The sequence below is a fragment of the Bradyrhizobium sp. 172 genome (assembly GCF_023101065.1).
Lineage (GTDB): Bacteria > Pseudomonadota > Alphaproteobacteria > Rhizobiales > Xanthobacteraceae > Bradyrhizobium > Bradyrhizobium canariense_D.
The window spans coordinates 3,381,160-3,398,492 of record NZ_CP064701.1 but is presented as its reverse complement, the minus strand read 5'-3'; the positions used below and the strand labels follow the sequence as shown (position 1 = coordinate 3,398,492).

Annotated in this window: 20 protein-coding genes and 1 pseudogene; 10 read left to right on the top strand and 11 right to left on the bottom strand. The window is 64.0% G+C overall.

Annotation, left to right across the window (positions count from 1 at the left end; translation table 11 throughout):
- Positions 1–104 precede the first annotated feature (104 nt).
- From IVB07_RS16355 to IVB07_RS16345, 3 genes are read left to right on the top strand one after another with little or no spacing between them, the layout of a single operon-like run.
- Positions 105–983, top strand: coding sequence for an IclR family transcriptional regulator (locus IVB07_RS16355; protein ID WP_247362479.1), 879 nt, complete (start codon positions 105–107; stop codon positions 981–983).
- A gap of 36 nt (positions 984–1,019) precedes the next feature.
- Positions 1,020–1,994: a tripartite tricarboxylate transporter substrate binding protein gene (locus IVB07_RS16350; protein ID WP_247362477.1), complete on the top strand. Its 975-nt coding sequence runs from the start codon at positions 1,020–1,022 to the stop codon at positions 1,992–1,994.
- A gap of 22 nt (positions 1,995–2,016) precedes the next feature.
- On the top strand, positions 2,017–3,237 hold the full coding sequence (locus tag IVB07_RS16345; protein WP_247336135.1) for an ABC transporter substrate-binding protein: 1,221 nt from the start codon (positions 2,017–2,019) through the stop codon (positions 3,235–3,237).
- A 120-nt stretch (positions 3,238–3,357) separates the two neighbouring features.
- Here the strand turns inward: IVB07_RS16345 and IVB07_RS16340 are convergent, their stop codons facing one another.
- Together IVB07_RS16340 and IVB07_RS16335 are read right to left on the bottom strand one after the other, a co-directional pair.
- A complete protein-coding gene (locus tag IVB07_RS16340; RefSeq protein ID WP_247767747.1) occupies positions 3,358–3,849 on the bottom strand; it encodes an SRPBCC family protein in 492 nt (163 codons plus the stop codon).
- Positions 3,850–3,851: 2 nt separating this feature from the next.
- On the bottom strand, positions 3,852–4,256 hold the full coding sequence (locus tag IVB07_RS16335) for a metalloregulator ArsR/SmtB family transcription factor (RefSeq protein ID WP_094183458.1): 405 nt from the start codon (positions 4,254–4,256) through the stop codon (positions 3,852–3,854).
- Positions 4,257–4,626: 370 nt separating this feature from the next.
- Between IVB07_RS16335 and IVB07_RS16330 the strand changes: the two genes are divergently transcribed.
- The gene (locus tag IVB07_RS16330; protein ID WP_247362475.1) at positions 4,627–5,682 is read left to right on the top strand and encodes a serine hydrolase; all 1,056 of its coding nucleotides are present in this window, start codon (positions 4,627–4,629) and stop codon (positions 5,680–5,682) included.
- A 69-nt stretch (positions 5,683–5,751) separates the two neighbouring features.
- Here IVB07_RS16330 and IVB07_RS16325 read toward each other — a convergent pair whose 3' ends face one another.
- On the bottom strand, positions 5,752–6,573 hold the full coding sequence (locus IVB07_RS16325; RefSeq protein WP_247362473.1) for an outer membrane protein: 822 nt from the start codon (positions 6,571–6,573) through the stop codon (positions 5,752–5,754).
- Between the two features lie 266 nt (positions 6,574–6,839).
- A pseudogene (locus IVB07_RS16320) lies at positions 6,840–7,543 on the bottom strand (SDR family oxidoreductase).
- Between the two features lie 120 nt (positions 7,544–7,663).
- Between IVB07_RS16320 and IVB07_RS16315 the strand changes: the two are divergent.
- Positions 7,664–8,506 (top strand): GNAT family N-acetyltransferase, encoded by an 843-nt coding sequence (locus IVB07_RS16315; RefSeq protein WP_247362471.1) that lies wholly within the window; start codon positions 7,664–7,666, stop codon positions 8,504–8,506.
- 18 nt (positions 8,507–8,524) lie between these two features.
- Here the strand turns inward: IVB07_RS16315 and IVB07_RS16310 are convergent, their stop codons facing one another.
- Positions 8,525–8,965, bottom strand: coding sequence for a hypothetical protein (locus IVB07_RS16310; protein ID WP_247362469.1), 441 nt, complete (start codon positions 8,963–8,965; stop codon positions 8,525–8,527).
- Between the two features lie 282 nt (positions 8,966–9,247).
- Here IVB07_RS16310 and IVB07_RS16305 point away from each other — a divergent pair, with 282 nt between their 5' ends.
- Positions 9,248–9,532, top strand: coding sequence for a hypothetical protein (locus IVB07_RS16305; protein ID WP_247362467.1), 285 nt, complete (start codon positions 9,248–9,250; stop codon positions 9,530–9,532).
- 53 nt (positions 9,533–9,585) lie between these two features.
- Here the strand turns inward: IVB07_RS16305 and IVB07_RS16300 are convergent, their stop codons facing one another.
- The 6 genes from IVB07_RS16300 to IVB07_RS16275 all read right to left on the bottom strand — a co-directional run bounded on the left by IVB07_RS16300 (position 9,586) and on the right by IVB07_RS16275 (position 12,538).
- Positions 9,586–9,873: a hypothetical protein gene (locus tag IVB07_RS16300; RefSeq protein WP_247362465.1), complete on the bottom strand. Its 288-nt coding sequence runs from the start codon at positions 9,871–9,873 to the stop codon at positions 9,586–9,588.
- A gap of 19 nt (positions 9,874–9,892) precedes the next feature.
- Positions 9,893–10,315, bottom strand: a complete 423-nt coding sequence (locus IVB07_RS16295; RefSeq protein WP_276578208.1) for a curlin — start codon at positions 10,313–10,315, stop codon at positions 9,893–9,895.
- A gap of 74 nt (positions 10,316–10,389) precedes the next feature.
- Positions 10,390–10,767: a curlin gene (locus tag IVB07_RS16290; RefSeq protein WP_247767746.1), complete on the bottom strand. Its 378-nt coding sequence runs from the start codon at positions 10,765–10,767 to the stop codon at positions 10,390–10,392.
- A gap of 32 nt (positions 10,768–10,799) precedes the next feature.
- Positions 10,800–11,192: a curlin gene (locus IVB07_RS16285; RefSeq protein WP_204511438.1), complete on the bottom strand. Its 393-nt coding sequence runs from the start codon at positions 11,190–11,192 to the stop codon at positions 10,800–10,802.
- A 119-nt stretch (positions 11,193–11,311) separates the two neighbouring features.
- Positions 11,312–11,713 (bottom strand): hypothetical protein, encoded by a 402-nt coding sequence (locus IVB07_RS16280; RefSeq protein ID WP_018455265.1) that lies wholly within the window; start codon positions 11,711–11,713, stop codon positions 11,312–11,314.
- Between the two features lie 165 nt (positions 11,714–11,878).
- Positions 11,879–12,538, bottom strand: a complete 660-nt coding sequence (locus IVB07_RS16275) for a response regulator (protein WP_247362457.1) — start codon at positions 12,536–12,538, stop codon at positions 11,879–11,881.
- 643 nt (positions 12,539–13,181) lie between these two features.
- On the opposite strand from IVB07_RS16275, the gene IVB07_RS16270 reads away from it, so the two are divergent.
- The 4 genes from IVB07_RS16270 to IVB07_RS16255 are packed head-to-tail and all read left to right on the top strand — an operon-like array spanning position 13,182 to position 16,911.
- Entirely contained in the window at positions 13,182–14,609 is a 1,428-nt protein-coding gene (locus IVB07_RS16270; RefSeq protein WP_346658293.1) for an efflux RND transporter periplasmic adaptor subunit, read from the top strand.
- Complete coding sequence (locus tag IVB07_RS16265; RefSeq protein ID WP_247362451.1) at positions 14,606–15,331, top strand: ABC transporter ATP-binding protein; 726 nt, start codon at positions 14,606–14,608, stop codon at positions 15,329–15,331. Before IVB07_RS16270 ends, IVB07_RS16265 begins: the two co-directional genes overlap by 4 nt.
- Complete coding sequence (locus IVB07_RS16260; RefSeq protein WP_247362449.1) at positions 15,328–16,551, top strand: ABC transporter permease; 1,224 nt, start codon at positions 15,328–15,330, stop codon at positions 16,549–16,551. Before IVB07_RS16265 ends, IVB07_RS16260 begins: the two co-directional genes overlap by 4 nt.
- Positions 16,552–16,599: 48 nt before the next feature.
- The gene (locus IVB07_RS16255; protein ID WP_247362446.1) at positions 16,600–16,911 is read left to right on the top strand and encodes a LuxR C-terminal-related transcriptional regulator; all 312 of its coding nucleotides are present in this window, start codon (positions 16,600–16,602) and stop codon (positions 16,909–16,911) included.
- Positions 16,912–17,333: the final 422 nt, after the last annotated feature.

Sequence of the window (17,333 nt, the reverse complement as noted above, 5' to 3'; positions counted from 1 at the left end):
TTTTATCCGCACGGGCAACGCCGCGGCTTGTCCGTATAGTGGACACAAAATACTATTTTATGAATATATTGGACAACCGCCCCGACCGGGTTCATTAATCCTCGATGGCCAAAACCGCGTCCAAACCGATCCGCGCCTCCTCGTCCGCTGCCGCCGTGCTGGCGGACAGCATCGACGACGCCGCGTTCGCGACGACGCTGGCAAAGGGTCTCGTGGTGCTCGAAGCGTTCAAGGCGGGAGCGACGCAGCTCGGCAACATGGAGCTGTCGACGCTGACCGGGATTCCGCGTCCGACGGTGGCGCGGCTGACGCATACGCTCGCCGAACTCGGCTACCTCCGCTACGATTCCGAACGCGCCAAATATCGCGTCGGCGCGCGCGCCCTTCGCATGGCGCATCCGCTGCTCGCCGACATGCAGTTCCGCCAGGTCGCACGTCCCATGATGCAGGAGCTGGCGCAAAGCGTGCGCGGCACGGTCTCGATTGGCCTGCTCGATGCGACCTCCATGATCTATGTCGAGACCGCGCGCTCCGGCGACGTCGGCCCGCACGTCCCCGACATCGGCATGCCCATTTCCGTGGTGATGACGGCGATGGGCCGTGCCGCGGCGGCGACCTTGCCGCAGGCCGATGCCGCGCTGCTCGAAGAGCGCATTGCAAGCGAGGATACCGAGCTGTGGTCAGCCGTCCGAGAGACATACCGCGCCGGCCTCGCACAATGCATCAGCCGCGGCTTCTGCACCTGCTTCGGCGAGTACATCGCCTCGATCCATGCCGTCGCCGCGCCGCTGTTTCATGCGCGTGAGGCGAAGCAGGCCTTTTCGATCAATTGCGGCATCCCCGCATTCCGGCTCCAGCCCGGCCAGCTGGAGGGCGAGATCGGCCCGCGCATTGCCGCTCTTGCCGACAGCATCCGCACCATGATTGGGGCGGCGCCGGCGACCGAAACACAAAAGCAGAACAAGAAGAGCGCCAGGCGATGAACAAGACAATCGGCGCTCCGCCATCTGGAGGCCACCATGACCATCACACGGCGAACATTTTTGGGCACCCTCGCTCTTTCGATATCCGGGCTTCCATTCGCCGCACGCGCTAAGGACGCCTGGCCGTCGCGTATGGTGCGGCTGATCTCGCCTTACGGGCCCGGCGGCTCCAACGACATCTCGCTGCGGCTGCTGGCCGAAGAGTTCGGCCGCAACCTGCACCAGCAATTCATCGTCGAGAACAAGCCGGGCGCCGGCACGCGCATCGCCAACGACACGGTCGCGCATGCGCCGGGCGACGGCTATACCCTCCTCTATGTCGCGGCGCCCTACGCGACCGCCGAAGCGCTGTTCGGCAAGCTGGCCTATGAGCGCAAGGATCTGCAGCCCGTCGCGATGGCTGTGATCGCGCCGCTGTTCCTGATCATCAGCGCGGATGCGCCGTTCAAGACGCTTCCCGAATTGATCGCCTACGGCAAGTCGAAGCCGGATGGCCTGACCTTCGCCTCGCCCGGCGCCGGCTCGCAGCCGCATCTTGCCGGCGAACTCCTGTTCAGGGATGCCGGCGTCAAGGGTCTCAACATTCCCTTCCGTGGCGATGCGGCGTCCTACACCGAACTGCTCGCCGGCCGCGTCGATGCCACGCTGACGGCGCTGCCGACCGCAATGCCCTACATCCAGAGCGGCAAGTTCATTGTGCTCGGCGTCGCCTCGGCCGAACGCAGCGCGCTTTACCCGCAGGCGCCGACCCTGCGCGAGCAGGGTTTTCCCAACGTGGCCGCGGCCGGCTGGTACGGTTTCATGGCGCCTTCGACGACGCCGCGGGCCATCGTCGACAAGCTGCAGGCCGAAGTCTTGCGCGCGCTGGCCGAGCCGGTGGTCATGGACAAGCTAACCGCCCAGGGCCTCGAAGTGCGCGCCGGCACCGCGGCCGAGTTCGGTCAGTTCATCGACAACGAAACAAAAAAGTGGACCGGGCTGATCCGCGAGGCCGGTCTCAAGGGCGAGTGACGGTCACGAACAGGGAATGGAAATGAAAAACGTACTTCTCAACCGTGTCGCGGCAGTCGCGATCGTTCTCGCGCTATCGATCCCGGCGGCACAGGCCCAGAAGAAATACGATCCCGGCGCATCCGACACCGAGATCAAGGTCGGCCAGACCGTCCCGCTCAGCGGGCCGGCCTCGGCCTATGCCGTCATCGGCAAGACCCAGGCCGCCTACATGAAGATGATCAACGACCAGGGCGGCGTCAACGGCCGCAAGGTCAATCTGATCCAGTATGACGATGCCTATTCGCCTCCGAAGACGGTTGAGCAGACCCGCAAGCTTGTCGAAAGCGACGAGGTGCTGCTGACCTTCCAGATCATTGGCACGGCGCCCAATGTCGCCGTGCAAAAATATCTCAACGCCAAGAAGGTCCCGCAGCTCTTCGCGGCAACGGGCGCGGCGCGTTTCACCGATCCGAAGAACTTCCCCTGGACCATGGGCTTCAATCCGTCCTACCTCGTCGAGGGCCGGATCTACGCGCAATATCTTCTGAAGAACCATCCGAACGCCAGAATCGGCGTGCTCTATCAGAACGACGATCTCGGCAAGGATTACCTCGCCGGCTTCAAGGCAGGTCTCGGTGACAAAGCGAAGATGATCGTCGCCGAGACGTCCTACGAGATCACCGAGCCGACCATCGACTCGCAGATCCTGCGGTTGAAGGATGCCGGTGCCGACGTGCTGTTCAGCGCCACCACGCCGAAACAGGCCGCGCAGGCGATCAAGAAGGTGGCCGAGATCGGCTGGAAGCCGCTGCACATCATCGACATCAACGCCTCCTCGGTCAGCGCGGTGCTGAAACCTGCCGGACTCGACAACGCCAAGGGCGTCGTCAGCGTCGGTTATGTCAAGGATTCAGCCGATCCCGAATGGAAGGACGATCCCGGCATGAAGCGATATCTCGCCTTCATGGCCAAGTACTACCCGGAGGGCGACAAGGATTCGAACCTGAACGTCTACGGCTATATCACCGCGCAGCTGCTGGTGCAGGTGCTGAAGCAATGCGGCGACGATCTCACGCGCGAGAACGTGATGCGCCAGGCCGCCAGCCTGAACAACATCGCACTCGACCTGACGCTGCCGGGCATCTCGGTGACGACGACGCCGACGGACTACCGCGTCAACAAGCAGTTCCAGATGGTGCAGTTCGACGGCCAGCGCTGGCAGAAACTCGGCGACATCGTCACGGACGACGCGAAGGAATGAAGCGCCCCTCATCCCGAGGGGCGCGCGCCTTGAAGAATGAAGGCTTCACCAATGGTCCTCGTGCTTCGAGGCGGCCGCTCCGCGGCCTCCTCCGCATGAGAGAGGAAGTGGCTGCTCGCCCTACCTCTTCATCCCACTCACATAGGCCGCGAGCTTGTCGAGTGTCTGGTAGCCGTATTCGACGGCACCGAAGTTGATCATGCCGTCGCGCTGCGCCGCGCTCGACGCCAGCTGCCGCATCATCAGAACCGTCTTGCCGTTGCTCTGCTCGGCGAAGGTGACGGTGAAACGGAACATTCCGGGATCCTCGTCCTGGTCGGTACCGTGATCCATCTCCATCAGCGACGGCCGTTCGATGCGGCGAAAGCGCATGCGGTTCGGGTAGACCGTGCCGTCCGGGCCGATCATGTTGAAGCGCCAGACGCCGCCGACCCGCACGTCGATCTCGAAGGTCTCGAGCTTGAAGCTCTTCGGGCCGAACCATTGCGGCAGATGCTTCGGGTCGGACCACGCTTCGAACACCAGATCGCGCGGCGCGTCGATCACGCGCGACATCACGATCTCACGGTCGAGCGACCATTGCGACAGAGCGGGATTGGCAGAATTCGTCATCGTCAGGAACCTTTCCGTCTGGTTGTCTTGTCGATCGGCTTGTTACTTGTCTTGGTCGCCCGTTTGGCAGCCGCCCGCTCTTTCTTCAGCTTCATTACATAGGTTTCGAAGCGATCGAGCCGCGCCTCCCAGATCGCACGCTGGTGCTGGAACCAGTCCTCCGCAGTGAGGAGCGCGTCAGGACTGAGGCGGCAGGTGCGCACGCGGCCGGATTTCTCCGACAGGACGAGACCGCTCGTCTCCAGCACATGGATGTGCTTCATGAAGCTCGGCAGCGCCATCGCGAAGGGATCGGCGAGTTCGCCGACCGACGCCTCGCCGGCGCAGAGCCGCATCACGATCGCCCGCCGGGTGGGATCGGCAAGGGCCGCGAAAACCTGATCGAGCCGGGATAGTTGGTTAGCCATGGGGCTAACTATAGGGCTGCCATGATCTCGCGTCAACAATTGTTAGCCAAATAGCTAAGTTAATTTTGCCGACTGGTAGCCTGGATGAAGGGAAGCGTAATCGGGGCCGCTCGCTCGGCTGCGGCACTTTCCGGGTTGCGCTTCGCTCCATCCGGGCTAACGGACCATTCGCGCGGAACCCACCACGCGCAATCGTGAATAGGGAGGATCGGCCCTTCCCACTACAAGAGACTGGGGGCGCATCGAATCTTGCGCCAGAGCCGTGTCGTCTGTTGTCACCTCATCGTATCTCACCCGACGGGCGCTCGCCCGGGCCGCGCTCGTTCCCCTTGCGCTTGCATGGCCGCGCGGGGCCGCCGCGGATTCCGACATGATCGCGCAGATGCGCGACATTGTTGCGAACGAACTGACGCCGACCGCGACGCCGGACCAGCCGGGCGGTCTCGCCGCTGCACTTTATGCCGGCAGCCATGTCGAGTACTTCAATTACGGCTTTGCCGACAGCGCCACGCGAAGGCCGGTCACGCCGGACACGCTGTTCAACCTCGGTTCCCTACGCAAGCCGTTTGAGGCGACGCTGGTTGCGCTCGGCACCCTCCGCGGCGAACTGCGGCTCGACGATCGTCTGGCGAAATATCTCCCGGAGCTCACCGGCGACTATGTTCGCCGCATCACTGTCGGCGAACTCGTCACGCACACCTCAGGCATGCTGCTGCCGACCGATCATCCGCCGTGGCCGAGCGACGCGTTTTCCCGCGCGCAGCTCATCGACATGTTCAACAGCTGGAGACCGCAAGCCGGCGAAGTGCCCGGCAAGCAGCGCGTCTACAGCCACGCCGGCTACGTGCTGCTTCAACTCGTGCTCGAGCGCTGTTACGGCGCTCCGATCGCAACCCTGTTTGAACAACACATCCTCAAGCCGATCGGCATGAATGCGACCTCCGTGCCCGAACGCGGCGAGGACAGCCGTGCCGTCATGCACGACGCCTGGATGCAGCTCGCGGTCCAGGGCTACTCGGATCAGGGCATGGCAATCGGCCCCATCGGCAACCAGCAGAGTTATTTTGATTTCCCCGGCACCGGCCAGATGTTTTCTTCGCCGCGGGATCTCGCCGCATTCGTTGCGGCCTGCGTCGATGGGCAGTCGACCGAGCCTCACTTGCGCGAGGCCCTGCGGATGACGCAGCACGAGATTTTCCGCGTCGACGACAAGTTCGGACAGGGAATGGCTTGGGAGACGGTGCGTCTTCCAGGCGTCACCGTCGTCGACAAGCCGGGTGGGCTCAATAACGCCTCCGGCTATATCGGCCTGGTGCCGGCGCAGCGGATCGGGATCGTCCTGCTCGCCAATCGGGGCGAATATCCCCACGAGGTCGCGCGCTACAGGATCCTGCCAGCATTGGCGCATCTGGTGGCATCGCACTGAATCCGCCTAGCGAAAAACAGAAAGCCCCGCTAAGCCGGGGCTTTCCACGCCAGGTCGGAACGGGAATGCTCAGTACCTGGCAACGACGGGTCCGCCGAACTTATAGTTCACGCCGACGCGCACGATGTTCGATTTGAGATCGACCGAGTGGGTGAAGACGTTGGTCGGAAACGCGCCGCCCAACAGATTGGTGCTGGTCACGGTGCTGCGTCCGAGGTCGACGTAGAGATATTCCGCCTTGAGCGACCAGCCGCCGCCGAAGGCATATTCGGTGCCGACACCTGCGGTCCAGCCGAGGCGTGTGTCGCGGAACGCGGCCGACTCCGTCGCCGCAGCGAACGTGTCCACGAAGTTGAAATTGCCCGTCACCTCGGCGATCGCCGCACCGCCGGTGGCGTAGAGCAGCCAGGTCGGAGCCGCGAGGAAACCGATGCGGCCGCGGATGGTGGCGAGCCAGTCGGCCGAGACCTGCGAGGACACGGTGAAGCCGGTCGGGGCGCAGCAGGGATAGAGCGCCGAGCCGGATGCACTGCCCTTCAAGCCGAAATAGTTGATATCGCCTTCCAGGCCGAGCACGGCGTTGTTGAGTTGCCAGTTATAGCCGGCGGTAAGACCGCCGGTGACGCTGGAGCTGTTGACACGCTGGGCGCCGACTGCAGCAATCGCGGTAACACTGGTGTCCGCGAAATAGCCGGCGGGATCGAACGCGGTCGAGGTGGCCGGATCGGCGCTGCCCCATTGCCCGCCGACATTGCCGCCGACGTAAAAGCCGGTCCAGTTGTAGGCCGTCGCCATCATCGGCGCCTTGGTGTAGTGCGCCGCGAGGTCGGCCGCCTGCACGGATGCGGAGCCCAAAACAACCGCGGCAACCGCCAGTAAAAACTTCTTCATTCCAGCCTCCTTGCCCCGCGCGATTGATCTCGCGTTTCGAATGCGCGGGCGGAAGTTGTCCGGCGCAGATTGGGCATAGGCTGCCGGTCCCTGGCCGTCTTGGGCTGCGGCGAAGTTCATAGGGACTGTGACGTAGTGTGAGCCGTGCGGCGCGCGAACGCGTGACGGGTGTGACTGGAGGGCCACGCGTCATCCCTCCTCCGTGACGCGCGACGCACACCACTGTCGCATCGCGACAACCCGCGCGCGATCCGACGCTCCGCGTCTCAGACCGAACGCGTCAGTCCGCCGTCGACGCGGATGTTCTGTCCCGTGATATAGGCCGCGCCGTCGGACGCCAGGAACGAGATCGTCGCGGCGATCTCCTCGACCTTGCCGTAGCGCCGCATCGGCACGCTGTCGCGGCGTGCATCCAGCTGCGGCAGGCTGTCGATCCAGCCCGGCAGCACATTGTTCATCCGGATGTTGTCGGCGGCATGGGTGTCAGTGAAGATCTTCGTGAAGGCGGCGAGGCCGGCGCGGAACACCGCAGAGGTCGGAAACATCGCGCTCGGCTCGAACGCCCAGGCGGTCGAGATGTTGATGATGGCTCCGCCCTTTTGCGTTTGCATGATTGGCATCACCAGCCGGGTCGGACGGATCACGTTGAGCAGATAGGTGTCGAGGCCGGTGTGCCACTGCTCGTCGGTGATCTCCGTGATCGCCGCCCGGGGCCCATGGCCCGCGCTGTTGACGAGCACGTCGATGCGTCCCCATTTGGCCATCGCGCCATCGACAAGCCGCTTCAGATCGTCGTTCGATTTGTTGGAACCGGTGACCCCAACCCGCCGAGCTCGGCTGCCAGCGCCTCGCCCTTGCCGGAGGAGGACAGGATGGCGACGCGAAAGCCGTCGGCTGCGAGCCGGCGCGCAGCCCCAGCCCCCATGCCGCTGCCGCCGGCGGTCACGAGTGCGACCTTCTCTGCTGCCATCTCTGCTGCCATGAGCGATCATCCTTTGATATCGTGGAGGCGAGCCGTGGGCCCGGCCTATCATGAGGCCTTCTACCGCCGGACCGGCCGGAAGGTCCACCGTCGAAGGCGACTTGAAAGATGAGCGATTTGGAGATCCGCAATTTGCGCCCCGAGGAGATCGCCATCGCCGTCGACTGGGCCGCGGCCGAGGGCTGGAATCCGGGCCTCTCCGACGCCGCCTGTTTCGCGATCCCGGACGCGAAGGGCTTCTTCGTCGGCGAGATCCACGGCGAGCCGGTCGCGACCGTCTCCTGCGTCAACTACGACGATCGCTTCGCGTTTCTCGGCTTCTACATCGTGCGATCGGGTTTTCGCGACAGAGGCCACGGCCTGCGCATGTGGAACGCGGCGATCGCGCATGCGGGCGCTCGCGTGATCGGCCTCGACGGCGTCGTGGCACAGCAGGACAATTACAGAAAGTCCCGCTTCCAGCTTGCTCACGCCAATATCCGCTACGGCGGCATCGTCGCCGCGCCATCGAGGCCGCCCGCCGATGTCGTTGCGCTCGACACGATCCCGTTTGCATTCGTTGAAGCCGATGATGAAACGGTGTTCCCGGCTCCGCGCAGCGCTTTCCTACGTGCCTGGATCGGTACCTCAGGACATGTCGGTCGCGCGCTGCTGCGCGACGGCAAGCTCGCCGCATGGGGCGTGATCCGGCCGTGCCGGACCGGCCGCAAGATCGGCCCGCTCGTCGCCGACGACCGCGCGGCGGCGGACGCGATCGTGCAGGCCTTGCTGGCGAGCGCAAACGGCGGCGAAATCTTCCTCGACGTTCCCGCCGTCAATCGCGAGGCGATTGCACTCGCGGAATCGCTCGGGCTGAAGCCGGTGTTGGAGACGGCGCGGATGTACACGGGGCCGATCGCGCCGCTGCGGATCGACCGCGTGTTCGGCGTGATCAGTTTTGAGCTGGGCTAGCTAAGCCGAACGCGCTGCTCAGTAGCAGCGCATGATGTTGACGGTGTGCTCTCCGCCGCCCCGGCCGGGCACAGTCACCTGCTCCGTCGGACAGCTCGGCACGTAGGGCCGGTCTGACGGCACCACGTTGGGCGGGAAGCGATGCGTCCAGTCCCAGGGAACGTCGTACGTATAGGTGTAGCGCACGTCGCTGGAGACGGGTTGGGCGGTCTCGGCGAAAGGCTGGCCGTAGCCAGCATTGTCATAGTAGAACCCGCCGCCACCCGGCCAGTAGACCCAGGGCGTGTTGCGGCCACGGAACCTAGCGCCCGGCGCAATCGGCGGACGCGCCGCCGGACCGGAAGGCGTGGCGGCATGCGCGACGGTGCCACCGGGCCTGGCAAAACCGGCGCTGGGGGCAAGGAGCAGCGCGGCTGCGCTGAGCGAGGCGAGCAACGCCCCAAATGATCTCGACATCATGATACGCACCAACTCGTTTGGCTTCGCGAATAGCGGCTCCCCACCGCACGCTAGGCCGGGCTGTCGCCCACCCGCAAACGTATAATTAATTATTGGTTAAGGCACGGGATGAACAGGGAACAAGCTGCGGCAAGACGCCCGGGATTCCGGCTGATGTCGCTCGTGTTCCCGGGAAACGGACTTCATAACCAGTTGATCGGAGTTGATCGCTTCGGCCGACAACACCCGGAACGCTCCCGCACTGCGGTCGTTGGCTCCCGACACCAGCAAGGAGCATCTCCAATGCAGAACAAATCGAAACTCCTCTGCCTGATCACGGCTTCCCTCGTCGCGGGCACGACGGCCGCCTCGGCCCAGGGCTATGATTGGAACGGATCCCGCGCGGGTTGGGATCGCACCGCCCCCGCTTACCAACCGGTTCAGCCACGCGCGTACTATCCTGATGTGGCCGGACCTTACAGTACGCTCAACGGCACCAACCATCCCGCGCCGAGCTCGACGCAGGGCGATGTCGGCCCGGAGGGCAACAACAACGGCACCCTGACCGGCGTCTATCGCAGCTGGTAACGCCCGCTCACGATGAGGCCCATCGTCCATCACGGACGATGGGCCTTCGTGCGTCAGCGGCCCTGCTGCTTGCGTAGCCAGTCCATGTCCTGTGGATTTCCGGTGCCCTGCGTCACAATGGCGGTGTTGCCGCCGCTGCGACGATAGACCGTCGTGCGCCCAGGCTCCTTCTCGATCTTGACCTCAGCCTGCGCCGGATCGCCGCTCTGGGTGATGACGGATGTGCCATTCTCGTCCTGAACCATTGTGGTATGGCCGTCACCTGACTCGCCAGCTCCGGCCGGCCCGGCTGTCATCGCCGTCATGATGCTCATTCCTGCTGCAAGTACGATGAACCTCATGTTGCACCTCACCTTCTGATCACCGGCTGAACTGAAATATCGACAGCCAGTTGAAGCGCCCGAATTGTCGCACCGTTCCCGTGTTCATATCGCCGATCTGGAGCAGGAGGGCATTGGTGGAATTGCCGACCTGAGTGATATCGGCGATGTTGCTCACGCCCGACTGACCGATCGCCAAATTGGTGGTGCCACCCACCTGGATCACATCGACATAATCTCGCGTGCCGTTCTGGATGATCGTCGCATCGACCGTTCCCATGCCACCGATCTGGATGACACGCGCAATATTGATGCTGCTGTTCTCCTCGATCGTGACCGGCTGGACGTCGTTGCCGAATTGCACGATCGTTTCGATGCTCACGTTGCGGTTCGTCACGCCGCGCTGGACGGATCCGGCGGATGCCTCGGACGCGACGCTGACGGCGGCGAGCAATGCCGCCAATGCCAGGAGCAGTCTACCGCATATCATTGCCTTGCCCCCATTGCATTTCTGACGACGCTGAGGTCGCGCCCAACTCAATGGCTATTCTGGACAACAGTCGCCGAGTTGAACGCACCGAACTGGGACAGGAAACTGCTGGTCGACTGGCCGGCCTGGCCGACAAACGCGACATTGTTCACGCCCGCCTGCCCGACCGATGCCGACGTCGTCCCGCCGAATTGCAGGATTCCGGTCGCGTTGTTCGTGCCGTTTTGAGTGAGGGTCGCGCTGGTGCTGCTGCCTATCATGAACACGCCGGCCATGTTGAGTTGACTGTTCTGGTTCAGCACGACCGGCGGGCCGCCGAGCGACACGATGGTCTTGATGTCGGCGGTCTGGGCACCGGCCGATCCGGCGCCTATGCAACACAAGGTGAGAAACGCGCCGCAGGCGGCGCCGGAAAAATGTCTCATGACATGCCTCGCGACTGAAAATGGATTTGCGATCAAGGAGTCTGCTGCAAAATCGTCGAGCCGTTCAGGATTCCGAGCTGTCCGACGGCCGCCGCGTTGTTCGCGCCGATCTGGCCGATCAGGCTCGAATTGGAGCCACCGGCCTGGCCGAGTAACGCGGTGTTGGACGCCGTCGCGGTGGTGCCGCCCTGCCCGATCACTGAGGTGTTGACGGTCAGGAGCGAGCCCGTCTGCAGGGTGGTCGCAGTATTGGTGGCGCCGAATTGCATCGTGGTGGCGCTGTTGTTGGTGCCGCCACTCTGCGAGATGAAGGAGTTGTTGGTGGTGCCGAATTGCAGCACGCTGGCCGAGTTGCCGGCCTGGGCATCGACAGCGGTCAGCAAGCCGAACGCGACGATCGTGGCAACGAGATATTTTTGATGCATGACATTTCCTCCGCGAAAGTCGGCGGACAAGCTCTCACCGAGTCGTCCCGCCCGAGGCGGTGCTTTCAAGGATGGCGCGGACGCGCCGCAGATGACGCGTCCGGCCAAACGGGGCTGGCTTAGTGCGCCGTCTGCGAGACGGTGCTGCTGTTGACGCCGAACACGCTGAGCTGTCCGACGGCGGCGGCGTTGTTCTGAAGCGCGGCAGGCCCGAACGAGTTCTGGGTAATCGCGCTGCCGTTGTTGCCGAACGCCACCTGGCCGGTCGTCGCCGAGTTCTGCACGCCAACCTGGTTGACCGTGCTGCCGTTGTTGAGCGAGGCCGCGCTGGTGCCCTGCATCGTGGTCGCGCTGTTGATGATGCCGAGCTGGCTGGTCGACGAGCTGTCGTTGGTGAGGCCCTGCTGCGAGACGCTGGAACCGTTCACGACGCCCACTTGCACCGTGGTCGCAGTGTTGGCGGCCTGCGCGGCGGAGGAGAGGGCGAGCACGGCAACGGAAGCAAAAAACAATTTGCGCATGGAATATCCTTTCTGGCTAAGATCTCTGACTGGGTTCGGATGCCGTCTTGGAGGAGGCCGACATCGCAGGACCGACTTTGAACCGATCGTGCTGCGTGCGACAGACTGCAGTTCATGCTAATCGGTACGGACTAGACGTGGCGCGGCGCCTTGGTGCCTGCGGCACTAGCTGTACGGTTGTCCCGTGCCGGTTCGTGTCGTCTCTTCTTCGCGTCCCATGCTGTCGACCAACCGCACCACCTCGATCGGCGAGCGAAGCTCCAGCTTTCGCATCATCCTGGTGCGATGGACCTTGGCCGTCACTTCGCTCACCCCGAGCCTCGCCGCGATCTGCTTGGCGACGAGACCTTCGGCCATCAACAGCATGATCTCCCGCTCCCTCGCCGTCAGCGTCTCGACGCGCTGGCGCGCTTCGCGCACGCTATCTTCGCGTTCGAGCCGCCTGCGGTCGCGCTCGATGCCGTGCCTGATCGCGTCGAGGATCTCCTGTTCGCGAAAGGGTTTTGGAAGAAACTCGACTGCGCCGCGCTTCATGGCCTCTACCGAGACGCGGACGTCGGAATGGCCGCTGATGAAGACGATCGGGATAAGCACGCCCGTCTCGGCGAGCCGGCGCTGAAGCTCAAGGCCGGTCGGCGCCGTGCCGGGAAAGCGGACGTCGAGCATAAGGCATGAAGGCCCGCCGGAAATAGTCTCCCCGAGAAACTCGTCGGTCGACGCAAACAATTTCACCTGATGCCCGGTCTCCTCACAGAGACTTCCTATCGCGGTTCGAATCTGGATCTCGTCGTCAATGACATAAACTGTGGCTTGACCTGAACTCATGGAAACGCGCTCCCCGGATTGGGGCTCGATGAACAAGCAACGAGCCATCCATTCTTCTTGCAAGCGAGATCAAGGTGCTTGGATGAATTCGCGGGGATCGAGCGAGTCGCTCCGATCCGCCGCTTCGACGTATTAGGCCCAACACCCGTTCAAGACGAGTGAAGGTGTTCACACATCGGGTTTCGTGATTGCGGGGATGCGCCCTCGCGACCTGCGGCATCATGGCGAGGCGCGATATCGGCAATGCTGCGATTGGGAATGCGACGACCGGAAACGCGACGATCTGGCGTGGGAACTTCGGTATCGCCGAGTGCGTCATGGCGTCGCCACCCACGTGCCGACTTGAACGCCGGGCGCTGGCCGCTTCGGCCAGAGCAGACGAGACGTTCAGTCAGCTTGTCGAGTTCGATACCGCGCGCGTCATATCGATACGCTCCGTATGCATTTCGGGCAAGTCGTGAAAAATAGCACCCGCGGACTTTACTTCTGGATCATCAAGCGCACCCGACCGTCGCCCCGGCAGCGGCGACACACTGACGATCGCCTGCGTTTTTCAAGATTTACAACCACAGCGGGTTTACAACTATAGCGCGATCTCTGCCTTTGCCGCCAACGATGCCATTTCAAGAGGCGGGTTTTTGATATGCGATTTGTGCCAGTTATTGCCTTGCTCGGAACTGCATGTGGCCTCGCCGCGGTCTACGCCGCGGGGCCGGCCGTCATCACCGACGCGGCCGGGGCCGCGGCGCAGAAGGCGGCCCTCGCCTACGCATCGAGCCAACGGCTGCTCAGACCCGTGGGGCTGGAAGCACGGAGCTTCGGATCGGACGCCCCCGTATTCCGCTTTGCCTCAATCCAGCGCGGCAGCATCGAGCAGACCATCACCGTCACCGGAGCCCTGCAGCCGGTCAAGACGATCGAGGTGGGTTCCCAGCTGTCCGGGCAGCTCGCCCGGGTCTATGTCGATTTCAACGACACGGTCAGCAAGGATCAGCCGCTCGCCCTGATCGATCCGCGCAGCTTTGCGGCCAAGGTCGACGAAGCCCGGGCCTCTCTGGCCGTTGCCAATTCTCTGGTCGACGTCGCGCGGGCCAAGCTCGATCGCACCAGGATCGATCTGCAAAACGCAAGGGGTAGCCGGGACGTGCTCGCCGCCAAGCTCGAGAGCGCCCAGGCAGTCAAGAGCTCGGCGCAAAAGACCTTGCAGCGGAAGCAGGCACTCCAGTCGCAAAACGTGGTGGCCACGACGACGGTCGACGACGCGCAGACGGAGTTCACCGCGCGTCTGGCCCAGGAACGCGAGGCCGAGGTTCTGATGTCCCTCAACTCCTATGCAGTGGATGGGGCGCAGGCCGACGTCCGCCGGATCGAGGCGGAATTGCAGCAGGCACGCATGGCCGTGCCGGAAAAGGCGGCCGTTCTCGCTGCGGCCCAGGCCGATCTCGACCGCACCGTGATCCGCTCGCCGATCGATGGCGTCGTCGTCGGCAGGTTCGTCAACGAGGGCCAGACCCTCGCGGTCGGACTGGAATCGCGCACCACGTTCGTGGTCGCGCACCGACTGGAGGACATGGAAATTCACGCGCAGGTCGATGAAGCCGATATCGGGCGCATCGCCCCCGGCCAGCGCGCCCATTTCACGGTGGATGCCTACCCGGACCGTCGCTTCGAGGCGATGGTGCGGCAGGTGCGCAAGGCGCCGCAGAACCAGCAGCACGTCGTGACCTACACCGTCGTCCTGGCGACATCCAATCTCGACGGCGCGTTGCTGCCCGGCATGACCGCCCTGGTAAAGATCGTGATCGAGCGGCAGGACGACGTGCTGAAAGTGCCGCTTGCCGCGTTGCGCTTCCAGCCCTCGGGCACGCAGCCGGATGCCGCGGCACGCAGCGGGGTGTGGGCGCGCACCGCCAGCGGCTCACTCCGGCGTATTCCGGTGACCGTCGGCGCGGCCGGCACCGAACAGGTCGCACTCAGGAGCGGAGACCTCGTCGAGGGCAGCCAGGTCGCAGTGGGTCAGGCCATCCGGCCGGCCGGCATGGAATTTCTCGGCATCAGGTTCGGATCATGACGGCCCTCCCGCCCCTCATCAGCCTGCAGTCGGTCTCCAGGACCTATCGCGCCGACGGAGTAGCGGTGACTGCGGTGCGCAATGTCAGTTTCGACATCGAACGAGGCGAGATCGTCGCGGTGATGGGGCCTTCGGGCTCCGGAAAATCGACGCTGATGAACATGATCGGGCTGCTCGACCTACCGAGCGAGGGCGCGCTCTATCTCGAGGGAGCCGACGTCGCCGATCTCTCGGAAGACCACCGGTCGTCCCTGCGCGCCCGCAGCATCGGCTTCGTATTCCAGTCCTACAATCTGCTCGCTCGCCACAACGCGATTGAGAACGTCGCGCTGCCGCTGGTCTATTGCGGCATCAGCCGCAAGGAGCGTCTGGCCCGCGCCGAGCGGAGCCTGGAGGCCGTCGGCATGGTGCACCGGGCCCACCACTTCCCGCGACAGCTCTCGGGCGGTGAGCAGCAGCGCGTCGCGATCGCGCGCGCCCTGATCGCCTCCCCGCTGATCGTGCTCGCCGACGAGCCGACCGGCGCGCTGGACAGCCGTACCGGCGCCGAGATACTGGCCCTGTTCGCCGCGCTGAACCGGACCGGCCAGACCATCGTGATGATCACGCATGACCCTGGCATCGCGACCCAGTGCCGGCGCACGATCCGCCTGCACGACGGCGAGCTCGTCGCGGACGAAACGCTGGTCCCGATCCTGCCGAAACGGAACGCTGCGCCATGACCATGCTCCAGGGCTTTCAGATCGCTTTGCACGCCTTGCGCCTGAATCCGTTGCGCAGCATCCTCACCATGCTCGGCATCGTGATCGGCGTCGCCTCCATCGTGACGGTGTTTGCGATCGGGTCCGGCGCGCAGCTTCGCCTTCAGGAGCAGATCCGCTCGATCGGCGCCAACGTGCTGATGATCAACCCCGGTGCCGTCTACCAGGGCGGCGTGCGCCTCAAGGATGGCAGCAAGCTGACCATGACCGAGAGTGACGTGCAGGCGATCCTCGAACAGATCCCCGAGATCCAGGCAGCGGCCGGTTCGATTGCAGGAACGGCCCAGGTCATTCACGAGAGCAAGAACTGGAACACGACCATCAACGGGACGACGACCGGGCACTTCATGGTGCGCGACTGGCAGCTTGCGACCGGGCGCTACTTCTCCGGCACCGAGGAAGCAGGCGCCGGCAAGGTCGTGATCCTCGGCAGCACGGTGGCGCATGAGCTGTTCGCGCCCGGCGAGGACCCGATCGGCGCACAGATCAGGATCATGAAGGTGCCGCTCGAAGTGGTTGGCGTCCTCGATCGCAAGGGGCCGGCGCAGGACGACGTCGCCTTCGTGCCGCTCACCACGGCCAAGCTGCGCTTCCTCGGCAGCGCAAGCAACATCAACCGGGATTCAGTCGCCTACATCATCGCCAAGGTGGCTGCGGACGGACAGATGGCGGGGGCGCGAACGGAGATCGAAAACCTGCTGCGGCAGCGCCATCGTATTCCCGCTGGCCAGGAGGACGACTTCAAGGTCCAGGATCCGGCCGCCGCCATGGAAGCGCAGCAGGGAGCGATCCGCACCGTCGCGCTCCTGCTCGTCGCTATCGCCTCGGTCTCGCTGCTCGTTGGCGGCATCAGCATCATGAATGTCATGATCGTTTCGGTCACCGAGCGCACGCGCGAGATCGGAATCCGCCGCGCGCTTGGCGGGCGGATGCGGGACATCCGTCTTCAGTTTCTCTGCGAGGCCCTCGTGCTCTGCCTGCTCGGCGGCGCGATTGGCGTCGGTGCCGGCGTCACGCTCTCGATGACGGTCGCTCGCATGGCAGGATGGATCACCTCGATCGACGGTCAGGCGATCGGCCTTGCCCTCGCCTTCTCGATCGCGACCGGCCTGATCTTTGGTTTTTATCCCGCCCACAAGGCATCCAAGCTCAGCCCGATCGAGGCACTCAAGACGGAGTGAGAACATGCTGGAGTGTTCGCATCGACCAATGGCCACGGAGGAGCAGTTATGAGTCCGGATCCGAAACATTCGATCACACCAACGCCACGCGAGCGGGACCTGATGATGCTGATCGCACGCGGAATGCAGAACAAGAACATCGCGTACGAGCTCAAGATCTCGGAGAACACGGTGCGGGCGCATATCGGCAATATCATGCGCAAATACCGTCTCCAGAACCGGACCCAGATCGCGATCATCTTTGCCCTGCAGGCGGCGCCGCCATCGCTTCGCCGCAACCTGGCCAATGGCGGCCGCAATTTCACGACGGCCGCGCGGGCGGTCGCTGAGAATACGCCGGTGCCGACGGCACCGGATTGACCGCTCGGCCACAATCCCTTGCGTCATTTCGAGCGAAACACCCAAGTCCGGGGTCAACGCAACGGCGACAAAACATTTCTCTTTATTAGAATTCGGATTTTTGTTAGGGCCCAAGGAAGAGGGGCGTATCGCGATCGTCACGAACGCGGGCCGGACGGCGGTGGACGTTAGTCACATCGGCGCGAATGGCTTCGCAGGGCGGCTAACCGTGAGCGAAGGCGTCGCGCACACGACCGGTGCGATCGGCGTACGGCAAAATCGTGTGGTCCTGACGCCCGGGGTCTGTGCGTCAAGCGTTGCGGTGATGTGGGTTGCCCAACCGGGCACACGCATCAGCCATCCGCAAGGCGACGGGGGCAATAGTGCATCGCTCCCCGGGGAGAGCACGACATAAGCCGTAAAGCCACTGCGCAGGGAAGGCC